General features: G+C 33.8%; 16 protein-coding genes. 4 read left to right on the top strand and 12 right to left on the bottom strand.

Annotated elements, in window-relative coordinates; translation table 11 throughout:
- Positions 1-20 precede the first annotated feature (20 nt).
- From SLW70_RS13965 to SLW70_RS13925, 9 genes are all read right to left on the bottom strand, one after another.
- Entirely contained in the window at positions 21-1,145 is a 1,125-nt protein-coding gene (locus SLW70_RS13965) for an ABC transporter permease (protein WP_320889203.1), read from the bottom strand.
- A gap of 46 nt (positions 1,146-1,191) precedes the next feature.
- On the bottom strand, positions 1,192-2,298 hold the full coding sequence (locus SLW70_RS13960) for an ABC transporter permease (protein ID WP_320889202.1): 1,107 nt from the start codon (positions 2,296-2,298) through the stop codon (positions 1,192-1,194).
- Between the two features lie 98 nt (positions 2,299-2,396).
- Positions 2,397-3,122, bottom strand: a complete 726-nt coding sequence (locus SLW70_RS13955) for an ABC transporter ATP-binding protein (RefSeq protein WP_320889200.1) — start codon at positions 3,120-3,122, stop codon at positions 2,397-2,399.
- Entirely contained in the window at positions 3,119-4,039 is a 921-nt protein-coding gene (locus SLW70_RS13950) for an ABC transporter ATP-binding protein (RefSeq protein WP_320889198.1), read from the bottom strand. The genes SLW70_RS13955 and SLW70_RS13950 overlap by 4 nt, the downstream gene beginning before the upstream one ends.
- A gap of 219 nt (positions 4,040-4,258) precedes the next feature.
- Positions 4,259-5,137 carry an HlyD family secretion protein gene (locus tag SLW70_RS13945; RefSeq protein WP_320889196.1) on the bottom strand — a complete coding sequence of 293 codons (879 nt, stop codon included), beginning with the start codon at positions 5,135-5,137 and terminating at the stop codon, positions 4,259-4,261.
- A gap of 30 nt (positions 5,138-5,167) precedes the next feature.
- Positions 5,168-6,427 carry a TolC family protein gene (locus SLW70_RS13940; protein WP_320889194.1) on the bottom strand — a complete coding sequence of 420 codons (1,260 nt, stop codon included), beginning with the start codon at positions 6,425-6,427 and terminating at the stop codon, positions 5,168-5,170.
- Positions 6,424-7,017, bottom strand: coding sequence for a TetR/AcrR family transcriptional regulator (locus tag SLW70_RS13935; RefSeq protein ID WP_320889193.1), 594 nt, complete (start codon positions 7,015-7,017; stop codon positions 6,424-6,426). Before SLW70_RS13935 ends, SLW70_RS13940 begins: the two co-directional genes overlap by 4 nt.
- Before the next feature lie 185 nt (positions 7,018-7,202).
- Positions 7,203-7,508: a thioredoxin gene (gene trxA / locus SLW70_RS13930; RefSeq protein WP_320889192.1), complete on the bottom strand. Its 306-nt coding sequence runs from the start codon at positions 7,506-7,508 to the stop codon at positions 7,203-7,205.
- A gap of 146 nt (positions 7,509-7,654) precedes the next feature.
- Positions 7,655-9,070, bottom strand: coding sequence for an MBL fold metallo-hydrolase (locus SLW70_RS13925; protein ID WP_320889191.1), 1,416 nt, complete (start codon positions 9,068-9,070; stop codon positions 7,655-7,657).
- A 457-nt stretch (positions 9,071-9,527) separates the two neighbouring features.
- On the opposite strand from SLW70_RS13925, the gene SLW70_RS13920 reads away from it, so the two are divergent.
- Together SLW70_RS13920 and cydB are read left to right on the top strand one after the other, a co-directional pair.
- The gene (locus SLW70_RS13920) at positions 9,528-10,856 is read left to right on the top strand and encodes a cytochrome ubiquinol oxidase subunit I (protein WP_320889190.1); all 1,329 of its coding nucleotides are present in this window, start codon (positions 9,528-9,530) and stop codon (positions 10,854-10,856) included.
- Positions 10,857-10,862: 6 nt separating this feature from the next.
- Complete coding sequence (gene cydB, locus SLW70_RS13915; RefSeq protein ID WP_320889189.1) at positions 10,863-11,939, top strand: cytochrome d ubiquinol oxidase subunit II; 1,077 nt, start codon at positions 10,863-10,865, stop codon at positions 11,937-11,939.
- Positions 11,940-12,074: 135 nt separating this feature from the next.
- Here the strand turns inward: cydB and SLW70_RS13910 are convergent, their stop codons facing one another.
- From SLW70_RS13910 to SLW70_RS13900, 3 genes are all read right to left on the bottom strand, one after another.
- The gene (locus SLW70_RS13910) at positions 12,075-12,269 is read right to left on the bottom strand and encodes a hypothetical protein (RefSeq protein WP_320889188.1); all 195 of its coding nucleotides are present in this window, start codon (positions 12,267-12,269) and stop codon (positions 12,075-12,077) included.
- Positions 12,270-12,850: 581 nt separating this feature from the next.
- Positions 12,851-13,636 (bottom strand): sulfite exporter TauE/SafE family protein, encoded by a 786-nt coding sequence (locus SLW70_RS13905; RefSeq protein ID WP_320889187.1) that lies wholly within the window; start codon positions 13,634-13,636, stop codon positions 12,851-12,853.
- 60 nt (positions 13,637-13,696) lie between these two features.
- On the bottom strand, positions 13,697-14,335 hold the full coding sequence (locus SLW70_RS13900; RefSeq protein ID WP_320889185.1) for a Crp/Fnr family transcriptional regulator: 639 nt from the start codon (positions 14,333-14,335) through the stop codon (positions 13,697-13,699).
- Between the two features lie 323 nt (positions 14,336-14,658).
- Here SLW70_RS13900 and SLW70_RS13895 point away from each other — a divergent pair, with 323 nt between their 5' ends.
- Entirely contained in the window at positions 14,659-14,970 is a 312-nt protein-coding gene (locus tag SLW70_RS13895) for a rhodanese-like domain-containing protein (RefSeq protein WP_320889184.1), read from the top strand.
- A 61-nt stretch (positions 14,971-15,031) separates the two neighbouring features.
- Positions 15,032-16,612 carry an NADP-dependent glyceraldehyde-3-phosphate dehydrogenase gene (locus SLW70_RS13890; protein ID WP_320889182.1) on the top strand — a complete coding sequence of 527 codons (1,581 nt, stop codon included), beginning with the start codon at positions 15,032-15,034 and terminating at the stop codon, positions 16,610-16,612.
- Positions 16,613-16,722: the final 110 nt, after the last annotated feature.

Here is a 16,722-nt window from a genome sequence, read left to right as displayed (position 1 = left end):
TTACACCCAAAGGCTAAGATTTAATTGGTTTTCTTGTAACTCCAAATCGCAATAGCATTTAAAAAGAATGCATAAAAAGATATAATTAGAAATTGAAATTTGATGTCTGAAAAACCAGCCCCTTTTAATAGGACCATTCGAATAATCTCGACAAAATAACGAATAGGATTAAACAATGTGATTTTCTGAGCCCAATTAGGCATGCTTTCTATAGGAGTAAAAAGACCGCTCATCAAAATAAAAATCACCATAAAAAACCAAGCAATAAACATTGCTTGTTGTTGGGTTTCGGTAAAGTTTGATATAAACAAACCGATTCCCAATACCACTAATAGATATACGGAGGTAAATAAATAGATTAATCCTATATTACCCAACATAGGAACTTGAAAAACAAATTTTGCGATTAGAAGTCCAATCGTTAAAATGAAGAGACCTATCATCCAAAATGGGAATAATTTGCCAATGATGAATTGGTGTTTTTTAACTGGACTTACATTAATTTGTTCCAATGTGCCTAATTCTTTTTCTCGAACAATATTCATTGACGAAAGAAATAATGACAGCATGGTTACTAATAAGACTAAAATTCCCGGTACCATGAAGGTTTTATAATTCAAGGTGTTATTATACCAAAAAGAAGGAATGGATAGGATGTTTTTTGGAGTAACGATTTCTCCATCATTATATTGAGTCAGTTGGGTTCGAATTTTTTGACTGTAACTCCCAATGATTTGCGAAACATAAACATTTTCAACAGCTGCTGCAGCACCATCAATCGCATCAATCGCAACCGAAAGAACTGTGTTTTTTTGGCTCATAAGATTGCGTTCAAAATGTTGTGGGATTTCTAAAATAACTGCAACTTTTCCTTTTTGCATTTCAAGGTTAGCTTCCTTCTTGGAAGGGAACTGAGCAATAATTTTGAAATAAGGCGAAGCCTCAAATTGACTGATTAATGCTCTGGAAGCTGCTGAATGATCGTGGTCTATATAGGATAAAGCTATATTTTTAACTTCAAAACTAGCTGCGTTTGACAAAATAAGTAGTTGCATAAACGGCATGACAAACAGTAAAGGAAGCATGGCTTTGTTCCTAAATATTTGTCGAAACTCTTTTTGAATGATAAATAAAATGGTTTTCATTTTGGTTTACGATTTTATTGGATATTTATTGCTTTACTACTTAAAACTACTGCAATCTAATTTTATATTTCTTGACACTTAGACCAATAAAAAATAAGGTCATTCCAGTTAAAATTAGCGTTTCTTTCCAGATTGTTGCAATTGTAGCTCCTTTGAGTAAAACGGCTTTTATGATGATGATAAACCATTTAGCAGGGATAATATTGCTAATGATTTGCAAGGGTATCGGCATGCTCGAAATAGGAAAGATAAAACCTGATAGAATGATAACAGGCAACATCAATCCCATTAATGACATCATCATGGCTGTTTGTTGTGAATTGGCCACTGTTGAAATTAAAATACCCAACGAAAGTGCCGTAATAATGAACAAAATAGTTTCAAAAGCTAATAACAACAAATTACCATGAATAGGCATTTTGAAAACAAAAAATCCTAAGAGCAAAATAATTGTAGCATTGATTATCGATAGAAAAATATAAGGAAAAACTTTTCCAATAATCACTTGAAGTGGTTTTAAGGGAGAGACTAGTATGATTTCCATCGTGCCCAACTCTTTTTCTCGAGTAATAGAAATAGACGTCATCATGGCTGAAACTAACATTAAAATGACTGTCATAACGCCAGGGACAAAAGTAAAAACACCTTTAAGTTCAGGATTGTAATACAATTGTGTTTGTGCTGATACTTGATGGTTTGCGACACTATTTACATTTTTTTCATTCGAATAATTTTGCAAGATAGCATTGATATAATTTGTAATTGTATTGGCTACATTAGGGTCAGTGGCATCTGATATAATTTGTACCTGTGCTTTGTTTTGTGTGGTTCTATTTATAGAAAAATCAGGTTCAAAAACTAAGACGGCTTTTATTTTTCCTTTTTTAAAAATAGGTTCTATTTGGGATTCACTTTCTAGATTTTGAAGGATATGAAAATATTTCGATGAATTTATTTTAGCGATAATTTCTTTGGTTTCGGTATCTTTTGAATGATCCAGAATGGCAATGTTTACATTGTTGATTTCGTTTGTAATAGCAAATCCAAATAGCATAATTTGAACAATAGGCATTCCAAAAAGGATAAACATTGAGCGTTTATCTCTAAAAATGTGGTAAAACTCTTTTTGGACAAAACCGATAAATCTTTTCATATTCTGTTTTTTTTAGCAGTTAGAATCATAGTTTTTCTAGAGAATTTAAAGACGCTTTGCTTTTTTATAGAAACACATGGTTGGGAATATTTTTAAAGTTATTCTACATTTCGAGCCAATTTTAAAAACACAGCGTTCATAGAATCGACATTGTACTGTTTTTTTAAATTTTTAGGGCTATCTAAGGCTTCTATTTTTCCTTCGACCATAATAGACACTCGGTCGCAATATTCGGCTTCATCCATATAATGTGTAGTGACAAAAATGGTCGTTCCTTTATGTGCTTGTTCGTAAATCATTTCCCAAAACTGTCTTCGGGTAATGGGGTCAACACCACCTGTTGGTTCGTCTAGAAAAACAATTTTAGGCTCATGCAACATGGCTACAGAGAAGGAAAGTTTTTGTTTCCAGCCCATCGGCAATTCGCTGATTAATTTATCGGCTACCTCTTCCAGTCCGAGTTCTGTAATTAGCTGTGCGGATTTCTCTTTTATTTTGTTACGACTTAACCCATAGATACCACCAAAAAAACTAATATTTTCCTTGAGTGTCAAATCATCATACATAGAGAATTTTTGACTCATGTAGCCAATGCTTTTTTTGACCATTTCTGTTTGTGTCTTGACATCATAACCCGCAACTTTAGCTTTGCCTTCAGTAGGAGTAGAAATACCAATTAACATTTTCATTGCTGTTGTTTTTCCAGCACCATTGGCTCCTAGAAAACCAAAAATTTCTCCTTTCATCACATCAAATGAAATGGAATCCACGGCCGTGAAATCTCCAAATTGTTTGCTGAGGTTTTTTACTTCTATGATTTTCATTGGATGGTTTTTGGGTGTTTAGAATACTCCATAAAAACATCTTCAATCGTTGTTAATGAAGGACGAATTTCAATATCCAAATGATTTTTGCTACTCAAATAATTTTTCAACTGTTGCATGTCAAAGTCGGATAGGGTGTCAGTATAATGAATGTATTCGCCAAACGCATAGACACTATGTTGAGTGGGATACATTTTTAAATCTTGTATTAATTGGTAAGTATTGTTGGAGCGAACCTCATAGATGTTTTTCGGAAAATTTTGAATCATGTTTTGAGGCGAATCAATAGCTAATATTTTTCCTTTTTGAATCAAAGCTATACGGTCGCATAAAGCAGCTTCGTCCATATATGGGGTAGAAACAAGTATGGTAATCCCTTTTTGTTTGAGTCGTTGAAGCATTTCCCAGAATTCTTTTCGGGAAACAGGATCTACTCCCGTGGTGGGTTCGTCTAAAAAAAGTACTGTTGGTTTGTGAATCAATGCACAACAGAGCGCTAGTTTTTGTTTCATACCGCCAGATAAAGCGCCAGCACGTCTATTTTTAAAAGGTTCAATTTGAACGTAAATATCTTTGATTAAATCATAATTAGTTTCAATTGTTGTTCCGAAGATAGTTGCAAAAAAACGAAGGTTTTCTTCAACTGTCAAATCTAAATAAAGGGAGAATCTCCCAGGCATATAGCCAACAGAATTTCGAATCGAAATATAATCTTTAACGACATCAAATTCTGTTACAGTTGTTTTTCCTTCATCTGCTAACAGAAGGGTGGTTAATATTCTAAAAAGCGTTGTTTTTCCCGCTCCATCTGGACCTATAAGGCCAAAAAGCTCTCCTTTTTTCACCTCAAATGAAACCGAATCAACTGCTAAAGTTGAGGCATAGGATTTGGAAATATTTTGAACTTGAATACTCATTTTGTTTGTTTTCGAGTTGTTAATGTCGCTATTTAAATTTAGCCGTTTGCTAATTGATTATTAAGATAGTAAGGACTTTAATCTTAATTTTTCTCACCCAGATTAGGCAGGTTTCTAGAGATTTTGAGTTGTAAAAACTAATAAAAAATCTGTGTATATCTTTTTCATTTGTGTTATCTGTGTTCCAATGCATAATCTAGGTTTAAAATTGGTATTTTTTTACTGTTTAAACCATACTTCGGCGGGCATTCCTATTTTAAGACTTCCGTCATTTTTAACTAACACTTTAACGGCATAGACTAGGTTAACACGTTCTTCCTTTGTTTGAATGGTTTTGGGCGTAAATTCAGCTTGTGAGGAAATCCAAGAAACGATTCCTTCATAGGATTTCATTTCGTTAGTTGTATCGATTTTAACGGTTAGTTTTTGCCCAATTTTAATATTGGGTAATTGGGTTTCACTAATGTAAACCCGCAAATTCATTTGGCTAATATCAGCGATTTTATAAAGCGGTTTCCCAAAAGTAGTAATTTCATTGGGTTGGGCAAATTTGGTTAAAACAGTTCCTTTGATTGGGTTTGTAATTTTGCTTTTTTCGATTTGGTCATTTATTTTTTCAATTTGAACAGCAATTGATTTATTTTCATTAGTAATCGGTGCGTTTTGTGTATTAATGCTTTTTATTTGTTCATTTAAGACTGATACTTTACCATTGATTTCATCGACTTGACGTTGGGTCGCTGCATTTTCGTTGAACATGTTCTGAATCCTTTTTTTCTCAATTAAAGCTGTTTGAAGTTGGGCATAAAGCACACTTTTTTGAGACAAAACATTGGCCGATTTTGAATTGATAGTTTGTGCCGCTGCTTTCAATTGTTCTTTTGAGTAATGCAATTGGATAGTGTCAATGATTCCCACAATAGTATTGGCTTCTAAAATGCTACCTTCTTCCAGATGTAACTCCTTGATTTTTCCATTGGCTTCAGCCGAAACCATAACTTCTGTGGCTTCAAAATTACCGTAACCATCGGCCTTGTCGTTGTTTTTTGAACAAGCCAATAATGCTGTTAGGATTAGAAAAGTGATTGCTTTTTTCATTTGTATTTCTTTTAAATGGCGTTTTTATGGTTATAAAGTTCCTTTGGTAACTAGGTAGTTCGCTTGGGCAAGAGCAAGCTGAATCTCGTGTGTTTTTTGAATTGTTTTGGCTTCAAATAAATTAGTGATTTCAATAATATATACAGCGCTATTAATGACTCCATTTCGTAATTGAGCGTCGGCGGTTTTTAAAATATGCTCTCTTAGTTCGATAATATCATTATCGGTTTTGATAAAGGCCTGAAGTTTATTGATTTCTGTTTCCTGTTCTTGTAATTGCATTTGGGTGTTGAGTAAAAAAGTCTCTTTTTCCGTTTGAATCATTGATTCAGAAACCTGAAGCAGTTGTTTTTCTATTTTGGATTTATTCCAATCAAATAGATTCCAATTAGCCTTTAATCCCACAATATAAAAAGGTTGGAAAGAATTGTCCAGCATATTCAAACCTGGATTTCCATAACCTGCTTGACCAAAGGCATTTAATTTTGGTAGTGTCGATTTGTCAATTACTTCTTTGTTTGCGTCTAATTGTTGGGTTTGTAAGTCAAATAGTTGAAGTTCAGGTCGCTTGTTATTGACTTTGAAATCAACATTGTTTGTAGGTTTTAGTAATTGCGTATTTTCATCAAAGGGCGAGTAGGTGAGCGAGGCTAGGTTGGCAAGCATCTTCTTTTTTTCAAAAGATATTTCGGTGAGTTGCTGTTGTAATTTTAAATTTTCGGCTTCTAGGTTTTTTTCTGAAGCGGGTAGTAAAGCACCAAATTTAACTCCCGATTTAACTTCTTTTATTTTTGAAATCAGTTGTTCTTGTTTGGATTTTAAGATTTTCGTTTGTTCCTGTAGTAATAAAACAGAAAAATACAGTTGATTAATTCTCGGTTTGAGTTGGTGTAAACTCACTTCAATCTGTTGTTGTTGCGTTTTGGTTTGTGATTCTTTAATTCTTGCATTAGCATCTATCAATCCACCATTATAAAGTAATTGATTTACATCTAAAGTCGCCCGATATTGGTCTTTATTAGGTGGTATAATAGTGGAGTTGGGGATTTTGATGGGTACTTGGGTTACGGCCGACTGATAAGTTGCTTGTGCATTCAAGTCTATTTTGGGTAACTTTCCTTTGTTTAAAACATCGATTTCTAAAGTTGACTTTTGAGTCATGTATTCATTTTGTTTAGCAATCGGATAGTTTTTGTATGCTAATTCATAGCAGGTTTCCAAGCTAATTGTTTGTTGTCCAAAAGAAATTAACGACAAAAGGAACAAGCTAAGTTGTATTGACTTTTTCATTTTTTTATCGAATTAATAATTTGTTGTGCAATGCTAGTTTTTCGTTCTTCCATCATCTGATTAAATTCGTCATCCGTAAGATGCAAGATGCCTTTGACCAAAACTTGTGCTGCAAAAGGAAATACGGTCAACGAAAATATATTTAATAAAAGCTGTTTTGGTTTGATGGCTTTGATATTTCCCAATTCAATTTCTCGTTCTATTTGTGCTATAAGTAAATTAGGATTAGGTCTTTTTTCATCATTTAAAAAAGAAACTACAAACTCAGGGTTATTATTCATTTCCTGAATGATAAAAGCGGGCAAATAGGGGTTGTCAATGACAAACGAAATATAGCTATTAGTGAACTCTTTTATCTTCTCAAATAAGCTTGAATCCGATTGGAAAATCTGATTTATTTTTGGGGCTAATTGATGAAAAGCTTTTTTGAAAACAGCTTCAAATAACACCTGTTTATTTTTAAAACAATAGTGTAGCATGGCTTTGTTTATTCCTGCCTCATCTGCTATTTCTTGCATACGAGCTCCAGCATATCCTTTTTTATGAAAGACAATTTTGGCGGCATTAAATATTTTTTCTTCAGTAGTCATTAATGTTAACTTTTTGGTTTAACCATTTAGTTAGTAAAGGTATAAAAAAAAGTAGCGGGAATTACTTTTTTAATTCTTCCACCTCTAAATCAAATAATCGGATGGATTTGGAGTTGTTTTTACTTTGTTAAACTACAACTGTCAATGTATTGATTTAAGATACTGGTTTTTAGTATTATGCATTTTTAAAACACGGCTTTATGTGCGATGGTATTTATGATTTCATTTTTATCAAGGACCCCAGATTGTCTCCAAAGTTGTTCTCCTTTTTGAAATAAAATCATAGTTGGAACACCGCGTACTTGGTAATGGGCCGCAACGCTAGGATTCTTATCGACATCAATTTTTACGATTGAAATTTGGTCTCCCAAATCGTCTTTTACTTGTTTTAAGATGGGCGCTAGTGTTTTACAAGGACCGCACCAAGTAGCGAAAAAATCGATTAAAACGGGTTTTTCTGAATTGATTAGGGTATCGAAATTAGCATTCATTTTTTTACTTATTTAGGATTAGTAAATGGTTTTTTGTTTTAAAATAGTACTTGTGAAATTGGAATGGTCGAGTCTTTAAAACAGAATATTAAATTTAATCTTTTTCATTAGTAAAACATGGCACTCGATTGAATATTTGTACCTAATTATTTAGGCATTTTACTTTGACAAACAAAATCAGTTTTGGGTAATTTCGTTTTTTTGATAGTAGCAAAACCACCTTCGATTTCAGTAAAATTTCTAAATCCTCTAGCTTGTAAAATGGATGCAGCGATCATACTACGATATCCGCCGCCACAATGCATGTAAAAATGCTCTTTTGGATTAATAGTTTCAATCCAATCGTTGATGTTGGCTAAGGGTCTGAGGTAGGCGTCTTCCAAATGTTCGGCGAGATATTCACTTTCTTTGCGAATATCTAGTACTTTGCTCTCGCCAATTTTTACTTCTTTTTCGAATTCATCAGCTGTGATTCTTTTTACAGTATCAATTTCTTTTCCAGCTTTCTTCCAAGAATCAAAACCACCTTCTAAATGCCCAACGATGTTGTCAAAACCTACACGACTCAGGCGAGTAACGGTTTCTTCTTCTTGTCCTAGTTCAGTAACTAATAATATGGGTTGTTTTACATCGGCAATTAATTCTCCAACCCAAAGTGCAAAGCTTCCATCAATACCAATATTGATAGATTGAGGAATATGACCTTTTGCAAATTGGTGGTCATTACGACTATCTAGGATTAACGCTCCTGTATCTTCAGCAACAACTTCAAAATCTTTAATGTTGATTTCTTTCATTCCATGGTTTAAAACACTGTCAAAGCTTTCGTAACCTTGTTTGTTCATCGCTACATTCATTCCAAAATAAGCAGGTGGAGGCAATAAGCCATCGGTAACTTCTTTAATGAATTCGGCTTCTGTCATATCGGCTCTCAAGGCATAATTGGTTTCTTTTTGGTTGCCAATGGTTGAAACCGTTTCTTTGCTCATGTTTTTTCCACAAGCACTTCCAGCGCCATGTGCAGGGTAGACAATCACATCATCAGGTAATGTCATTACCTTATCACGTAGCGAATGGAATAATATTCCTGCCAATTGCTCTTGTGTCATTGAAGCTGCTTTTTGAGCCAAATCAGGTCTACCTACATCACCAATAAACAAGGTGTCACCAGAGAAGATAGCATGTTTTTTACCATTTTCATCAATCAATAAAAAAGTACTACTTTCCATAGTATGACCAGGAGTGTGTAATACCTTGATTGTAATCTTTCCGATTTTAAATTCTTGTCCGTCAGTGGCAATTATAGCATCAAACTCTGGATTTGCATTAGGGCCGTATACAATAGGCGCTCCTGTTTTTTCACTCAGGTCCACATGGCCAGAAACAAAATCTGCATGAAAATGGGTTTCAAAAACATATTTTAGTTTTACCTTATCTCTTTCTAAACGGTCTAGATAAGGTTGAGTTTCGCGTAAAGGGTCAATAATAGCCGCTTCACCATTTGAGGTAATATAATAAGCTCCTTGAGCTAAACATCCTGTATATATTTGTTCTATTTGCATAATTGATTGCTTTTTAAGTAGAATACAAAGGTAGAACACGTATTCGTTTTAAAAGGTGACTAAAGTTACACAAAAGAAATCAATTGTCTAAATAGGGAGGGGGAATTGATTTTTATTGGTCACAGATTATAAGGATTGATTAAGCTGAACACTTTTTTAAACACATAGAAACATAGATTTTGTAATCTTAAAAAAAGACGTTTTACTTTCAGAGGTAACACATAGCTATGTGAATCAATAAATTGATCTATCTTTTCTTTTTTTCTATGTTCCTATGTGTTTAAAAACTTATGCGCTAATAAACAGTCATTCTTTATCAAATTTTCATATCTGTTTTCTTCTAATTTATGACAAAAATAAACTTGTTTTTTTGACCAATAAAAAGCCTGTTTTTATATGTTTTTTGTACCCGTTTTATGGTCTGTTTTGGTTAAATTTGCACAAAAAAAAACTTCTTATGGAAGAAATGCTCTTTTATGACCGAATGCAGTTCGCATTTACCATTACTTTTCATTATCTCTTTCCGCAATTAACAATGGGACTTTCGTTAATCATTGTTTACTTCAAATGGAAATTCTTAAAAACGAATGACCCACATTACAACAAAGCCACTCATTTTTGGATGCGTATTTTTGCACTCAATTTTGCGATGGGTGTGGTTACAGGAATCCCCATGGAATTTCAATTTGGAACCAATTGGGCTAAATTCTCGGAGCTCACAGGCGGAATCATAGGGCAAACCCTTGCAATGGAAGGAATGTTCTCCTTTTTTCTTGAATCATCCTTTTTAGGAATGTTTCTCTTTGGTGAGAAAATTTTAGGGCATCGCTGGCATTTTGTCACAGGTTTGTTGATTTGTTTGGGTTCATGGGCAAGTGGATTTTTGATAATTGCTACCCATTCTTGGATGCAACATCCCGTTGGTTATGAGGTGTTAGAGAATGGTAAATTTGTGCTAACTAACTTTAGTTCGTTGTTTACTAATGTGTGGTTATGGCCTTCTTTTTTACATAATCAAGCTGCTTCAATGGTGACGAGTTCATTTGTAGTAGCAGGAATTGGAGCCTTCTATATTTTAGGGAATCGCAATGTTTCATATGGTAAATTATTCCTGAAAACAGGAGTCGTTTTTGGATTGATTTCGAGTATCATTGTGGCTGTACCTACAGGAGATTTATTAGCTAAAAATGTAGTGAAACACCAGCCAGTAACCTTTGCCGCTATGGAAGGAATCTTTCATACGGAGAAAAAAGGTGCCGAAATCGTCCTAATAGGACAACCCGATGTAAAAGACAAAAAATTAGATAATAAAATCGCTGTGCCTAATATTTTAAGTTTTTTAACCTATGGAAACTGGGATACTGAGGTAAAAGGATTGGACCAATTTGAAGAAAACACTCATCCTACAAATATTTCAGGGTTGTATTATGCCTATCACATCATGGTAGGATTAGGAACTGTATTTATTGGTTTGATGGTATTAGCAGCTTTCCAATTGTCGCGTGAAAAACTTTTTCAAACCAAGTGGATTTTATGGGGAATTATGTTCATGATGCCTTTTCCATACATTGCTAATATTACCGGTTGGTACACGGCCGAGTTAGGAAGACAACCGTGGTTGGTATATGATTTATTACGTACCGCTGATGGAGCTTCGCCAACGGTTTCTTCAGGAAACACCTTGTTTACCTTGATGGGATTTGTTGGGCTATATGCATTGCTAGGGATGTTATTTGCTCTTTTGGTAGGGAAAATTATTAATAATGGGCCAGAGCCAGTAAAATAATAGTATATGGAATTTTTTTGGTATATCGTTTTAATTGGAATTTTAGCAACCTATTTGGTTTTGGATGGGTATGATTTTGGAGCAGGTATCATTCATTTGTTTTTTGCCAAAACGGAGAAAGATAAAAAAGCCATCACCAATGCCATAGGGCCTTTTTGGGATGCAAATGAGGTTTGGTTAATCGCTGCAGGAGGAATACTCTTTTTTGCCTTTCCTACCTTGTATGCCGCTTCGTTTAGTGGGTTTTACCTGCCGTTGATTATGATTTTATGGTTGCTTATCTTTAGAGCCGTTGGATTAGAGTTAAGAGGTCAGTTTCACAACCATATGTGGGAAGCCGTTTGGGACAAAGCCTTCGGAATTGCAAGTTTGTTACTTGCTTTGTTTTTTGGAGTAGCTTTAGGAAATGTAGTAAGAGGGGTAAACTTAGGAATGGTCGAAAATGGAGTTTCTACACAAGAACCGCATTATTTCTTTTTGCCGTTGTGGAATTCAAGCTTTAGTCCACAAGCAACACAATTAGGAATTATTGATTGGTTTACTTTATTTTTAGGTATTGTAAGTGTTGTCGCCTTGATGATGCACGGAGCCAATTGGATTATATATAAAACCAATTCGGATTTGAATGCAAAATTAAAAGAGGTTGTTTATAAAATGAATTTTGTGTTGCTAGGTTTGGTCTTCGTTTCATTGGCAGTTTGGAACCAAATCGAAGCAGAACCTTTTCATAATTATATAGAATATCCACTGTTATTCATTTTTCCTATAATTACATTTACGGGTATTTTTGGTTTGTTCAAGGTAAGAACTTTCAAAAAAGAGGGGCAAGGTTTCTTGTATTCAACACTTTTCCTTGTAGGCGGATTCGCTTCTACCACCGCTTCCATTTTTCCAGATGTATTGCCTTCAACTAATAAAGTGAATCCATCTTTGACAATTTACAACGTAGCTAACGATGCTTATGCGCTAAGTACAGGACTTTATTGGTTTCCAGTAGCTTTGATTTTGGTTATCGGTTACTTTATCATTCAGTACAAAGTATTCAGTGGAAAAATGGATGATGTAGGCTACGGCGAACATTAATTTTTTTAGGACCACAACATTCGGTTTTTTAGGAAACATCGCTCCCGCTATACGCTCAAATCTTGTGGCGGCATAAATGCCCGCCGCCACAAGGATTTCCGCTACTATCGGGGGTATAGAGGATGATTTTGGTTACTATGATTCATCTTTAGTAGTGCGAACTAAACTTATTCCTGAACTAAAAAATACCACTCCAAGTATTCCAAATATAATCATTGATTTCACATCTTGATTATTGCCAACTGTATCACTAAAGACGAAGGCGGTATAAATAAGTCCAATAATGCCAAGTACTGTAAGTATGGCTCCAAATATTCTTTTAAGATTCATGATGTTGCTATTAAGTTAGTTAATAATCAAATGTACTTATCTTGCTTACAGTATGTGTTATATCATTAGTAATAATATTAGTGTAATTACCATGCTAGTTTGATTATGAAATAAAAGGGTTTCTGTTATAAAAGTGAAAATCAAAATCCCTTTCATTAATTAATAACGAAAGGGATTTCTTTTCAAAGGAAAAATTTGCGTGGTATGTATTTTTTATATTAATTTTTTAAAATGAGTTAGAGCTTGATGTTTAAAATAAACGTAGTGTTCTCACTGTAATCTTTGTGCTCATTAGTCTCTTTTTTTAGTTTTTCTTCGTGCCTTTGTGTCTTAGCGGTAAAAAAAACTTGTGTTCTTAGTGTGGTCTATGTTCCTTTAGTGTGTTTAGTCTCATTTTTTAGTTTCTCTTCGTGCCTTTGCGCCTTAGCGGTTAAAAAAAAACTAGTGCTCTTAGTGTGTCTTAGTGCTTATCTCTTTTTTTTTAGTTTTTCTTAGTGCCTTTGCGCCTTAGCGGTAAAAAAACTTGTGTTCTTAGTGTAGCCTTTGTGTCCTTAGTGTTTAAAGAGTGTTTAAAGTACTTATCAAAAAAACACTTCCTTAGTAATAATGTAAATCCCCATTACCAAAACAAACCATCCAAAAATAGGTTTGAGTTTGTCACCATCAATTTTTTTAGAAAGTTGGATTCCCAACAGCATTCCTATAAAAGCCATCCCTGATATCAACAACAAAAGTTTGTAATCGATAACCGTACCGATGTATAAATCACCTGCAAATCCGATAGCCGAATTGATAAAAATAATTAGTAGAGATGTTCCTACAGCTTCTTTCATGGGTAAATTAGCAAAAAATAATAAAGCAGGAATTATTAAAAAACCTCCTCCAGCTCCCAAAAATCCAGTCACGATTCCAACTAGGAATCCAATAAAAGCAAGTTGTTTATAATTTGTTTTAGGGTTTATAACGGTTATCTCTCTATCTTTTATCATTGATAAAGCAGCGCTAATCATTAATATAGCAAAGACAATCATGATTAGTAAATCCTTTGAAACAGCATAAGAAGCAATGGTGAAGAGGGTAGAAGCAATCTGCGGAAAAATAACTTCTCGAATAATCAATATTGAAATAATCGAAGGGATAGCAAAATAAAATGCAGACTTTAGATTGAGGTTACCTAATTTATAATGACTATAACCGCCGGATATTGCTGTTAAACCTACAATAAATAAGGAATAACTGGTTGCTAATTCAGGATCGACTTTGAATAAATAGACTAATATAGGAATAGTCAGTATTGAACCACCACCGCCAATCAAACCTAATGAAAGCCCTATAATAATCGAAGCAAAATAACCCAAATATTCCATCTGTAAATTTTTTTACAAAGGTTGGGCGATTATTATGTTCTCACAGTAACTTTTATCACACTAGACTATTTTTAAATCCAAAAGTTCAATATTGTTGCGGTGAAGTTTGACCAATCCACGTTGTTCCATTTTTTTGAGTAATCGCGAAATAACTTCTCTTGAGGTATTTAATTCGGTTCCAATTTCTTGATGAGAAAGTTTTAATAGATTGCAACCACAAGCGTCACGATGCCGTTTTAAATAAAACTCTAAGCGCTCGTCCATAGCTCTAAAAGCAATGCTATCAACAACCTCTAATACTTCTTCAAAACGACTGCGATAAGTCTCAATTACAAATTCGTACCAAGAGCGATGTTCCATCATCCATTTGTCCATCAATGATAGCGGAACGATTAAAAGTTCGGCATCTTCAACTACTTTAGCCATGATTTGGCTTTTTTCGTTTTTGGTTGCACAAATCATCGAAATGGCACAAGCTTGTCCAGGTTGTAGATAATACATGAAAAATTCGCCTCCATTTTCTCCTTCGCGATAAATTTTGATTTTACCTTGGGTTATCAAAACAGTGTTCTTGATGTATTGTCCCGTTCTCATGATGACTTCGCCTGCTTCAACATTTTTAAAACTAGCATTGCTTTCAACATCAGCAATTAATTCTTTAGAAAATGAGGGAAAGATTTGTTCTATACTGTTTTGCATGCGAAATAATATTTAGTAGTTGATTTCAAATTTTGAAATCATTCTGAGGATAATTATTGTAAAAATAGAGAAAATCTTAGCTATGCCTGTAGGTTTAACTTAAAATTGTAAAATAAACTAGTCTATTTTATTATTTTATGAATCAATATTATCCTATTCTATGTTGGTTTTTTGACTTTTTTTTAAAACTTTGTGCAATAATCTAAGTTGTTGTAAATCTGTCACTTGTGTCAACTAATACGTTTTCGTAATTGATAAATTCATAAATTGAGCCTTTTTTATATTGTAAAAACGTTGTATTTTTACTAAAAAAATAACAAATTATGAATTTATCACAAGAGGAATGGGTTGCTCAGCTAGAAGCTGATGAGAACGTTGTTATTCTAGACGTTAGAACTGAGGATGAATATAATGACGGTATTATTCCAGAGGCAATAAATATCGATATTCATAAAGGTCAAGAGTTTATTTCGGAGCTTGAAGCTTTGGATAAAAATAAAAAATACTATGTGTATTGTCGTTCTGGGGCAAGAAGTGGTAAAGCCTGTGAGATTATGAATGAAATGGGATTTGAATACGCCTATAATCTCGAAGGAGGAATCCTTGGTTGGGATGGCGAAATTGTTTCACCATAAAGCATAAAAAAAAGAGGGTTTTACCTCTTTTTTTAATTTCTAATATAACTACAAAAAAAACATGAACACAATACCTGAAGAATTTCAAATAAAAGAGATCTTAAATCAAGATACTTATTTAATAAACGGAGAATTAAAAAAATGGACGGGAGAGACCACTCCTGTTTTTTCTACAATTTCTTCGACTGAAGAATACGCACCTACAATTTTAGGTTCTATTCCATTTATGGGAGAAAAAGAAGCATTAGAAGCTGTTGAAGCAGCGTCTGCTGCATTTGATAATGGACAAGGATTATGGCCTACTATGAAAGTGGTAGATCGTATTAAATGCATGGAGAATTTTGTCAAACAGATGAAAGAAACTCGTGCAGAGGTTGTTAAATTATTGATGTGGGAAATTGGTAAGTCATTAGGCGATTCTGAAAAAGAATTTGACAGAACAGTAGAATACATTTACGATACGATAGAGAGTTATAAAGAATTGAATGCACGTAGTGCTCATTTCTCAAAAGTACAAGGTGTAAATGCAATGGTACGTAGAAGTCCATTGGGAGTAGTATTGTGTCTTGGACCGTACAACTACCCTTTAAATGAAACTTTCTCATTATTGATTCCAGCAATCATTATGGGGAACCCTGTAATTTTCAAGCCTGCTAAACATGGGGTACTCTTAATATCTCCTTTATTAGAAGCTTTTAGAAGTAGTTTTCCAAAAGGTGTTATCAATATATTATATGGTAGAGGTAGAGAAGTAGCTTCGCCAGTAATGAAATCAGGAAAAGTTGATATTTTGGCTTTGATTGGAAACAGTAAATCAGCGATTGCTTTACAAGACCAACACCCTAATAAAAACCGTTTGCGTTTGGTATTAGGATTAGAAGCAAAAAATCCAGCCATTATTCTTCCAGAAGCTGATTTGGATTTAGCAATTAACGAATGTATTGCAGGAACATTGTCATTTAATGGACAACGTTGTACTGCTTTGAAAGTATTATATGTACACGAATCTATTGCAGCCGAATTCAACAAGCGTTTTTCTGACAAAGTAGATAGTTTGGTTTTTGGTAATCCTTGGGAGAAAGGAGTGTCGTTAACGCCGCTACCTGAAAAAGAAAAACCAGCTTATATTCAAGAATTGATTGATGATGCAACATCTAAAGGAGCAAAAATAATTAATGCCAAAGGTGGTCAACATTCTGATAATTATATTTTCCCTGCAGTTTTGTTTCCTATCAACAAGGAAATGAGAGTATACCAAGAAGAACAATTTGGACCAGTCGTGCCTATTTTGACTTTTAAAGATATTCAAGAACCATTGAAAGATATGGCCGAATCTAATTATGGACAACAAGTAAGTTTATTTGGTAAAAATGTAAAAACAATAGCTCCGCTAATTGACTCATTAGTCAATTTAGTGAGTAGAGTAAACTTGAATAGCTCTTGTCAAAGAGGACCTGATGTGTTTCCTTTCACAGGACGTAAAGATTCTGCAGTAGGAACATTGAGTATTCATGATGCTTTGCGTTCATTTTCTATTAGAACTTTTGTGGCTTCTAAGGATAATGAATATAACAATGCCATTCTGCAAGAATTGTTGAGTAGTAAAGAATCTAACTTTATTAATACAGATTATATTTTATAATATATTTCTTTTAATTTTATTAAACCTTCTTGATGTAAAAATTAAGAAGGTTTTTTTTGTGCTGAATCGTTAGCTATAACGTTCTATGGATATGAATAGTAAGGTTTGTA

Origin of the sequence: Flavobacterium sp. NG2 (assembly GCF_034119845.1) — a bacterium.
Classification (GTDB): domain Bacteria; phylum Bacteroidota; class Bacteroidia; order Flavobacteriales; family Flavobacteriaceae; genus Flavobacterium.
The sequence above is the reverse complement of the archived record's forward strand: the minus strand, read 5'-3'. Positions and strand labels throughout refer to the sequence as shown.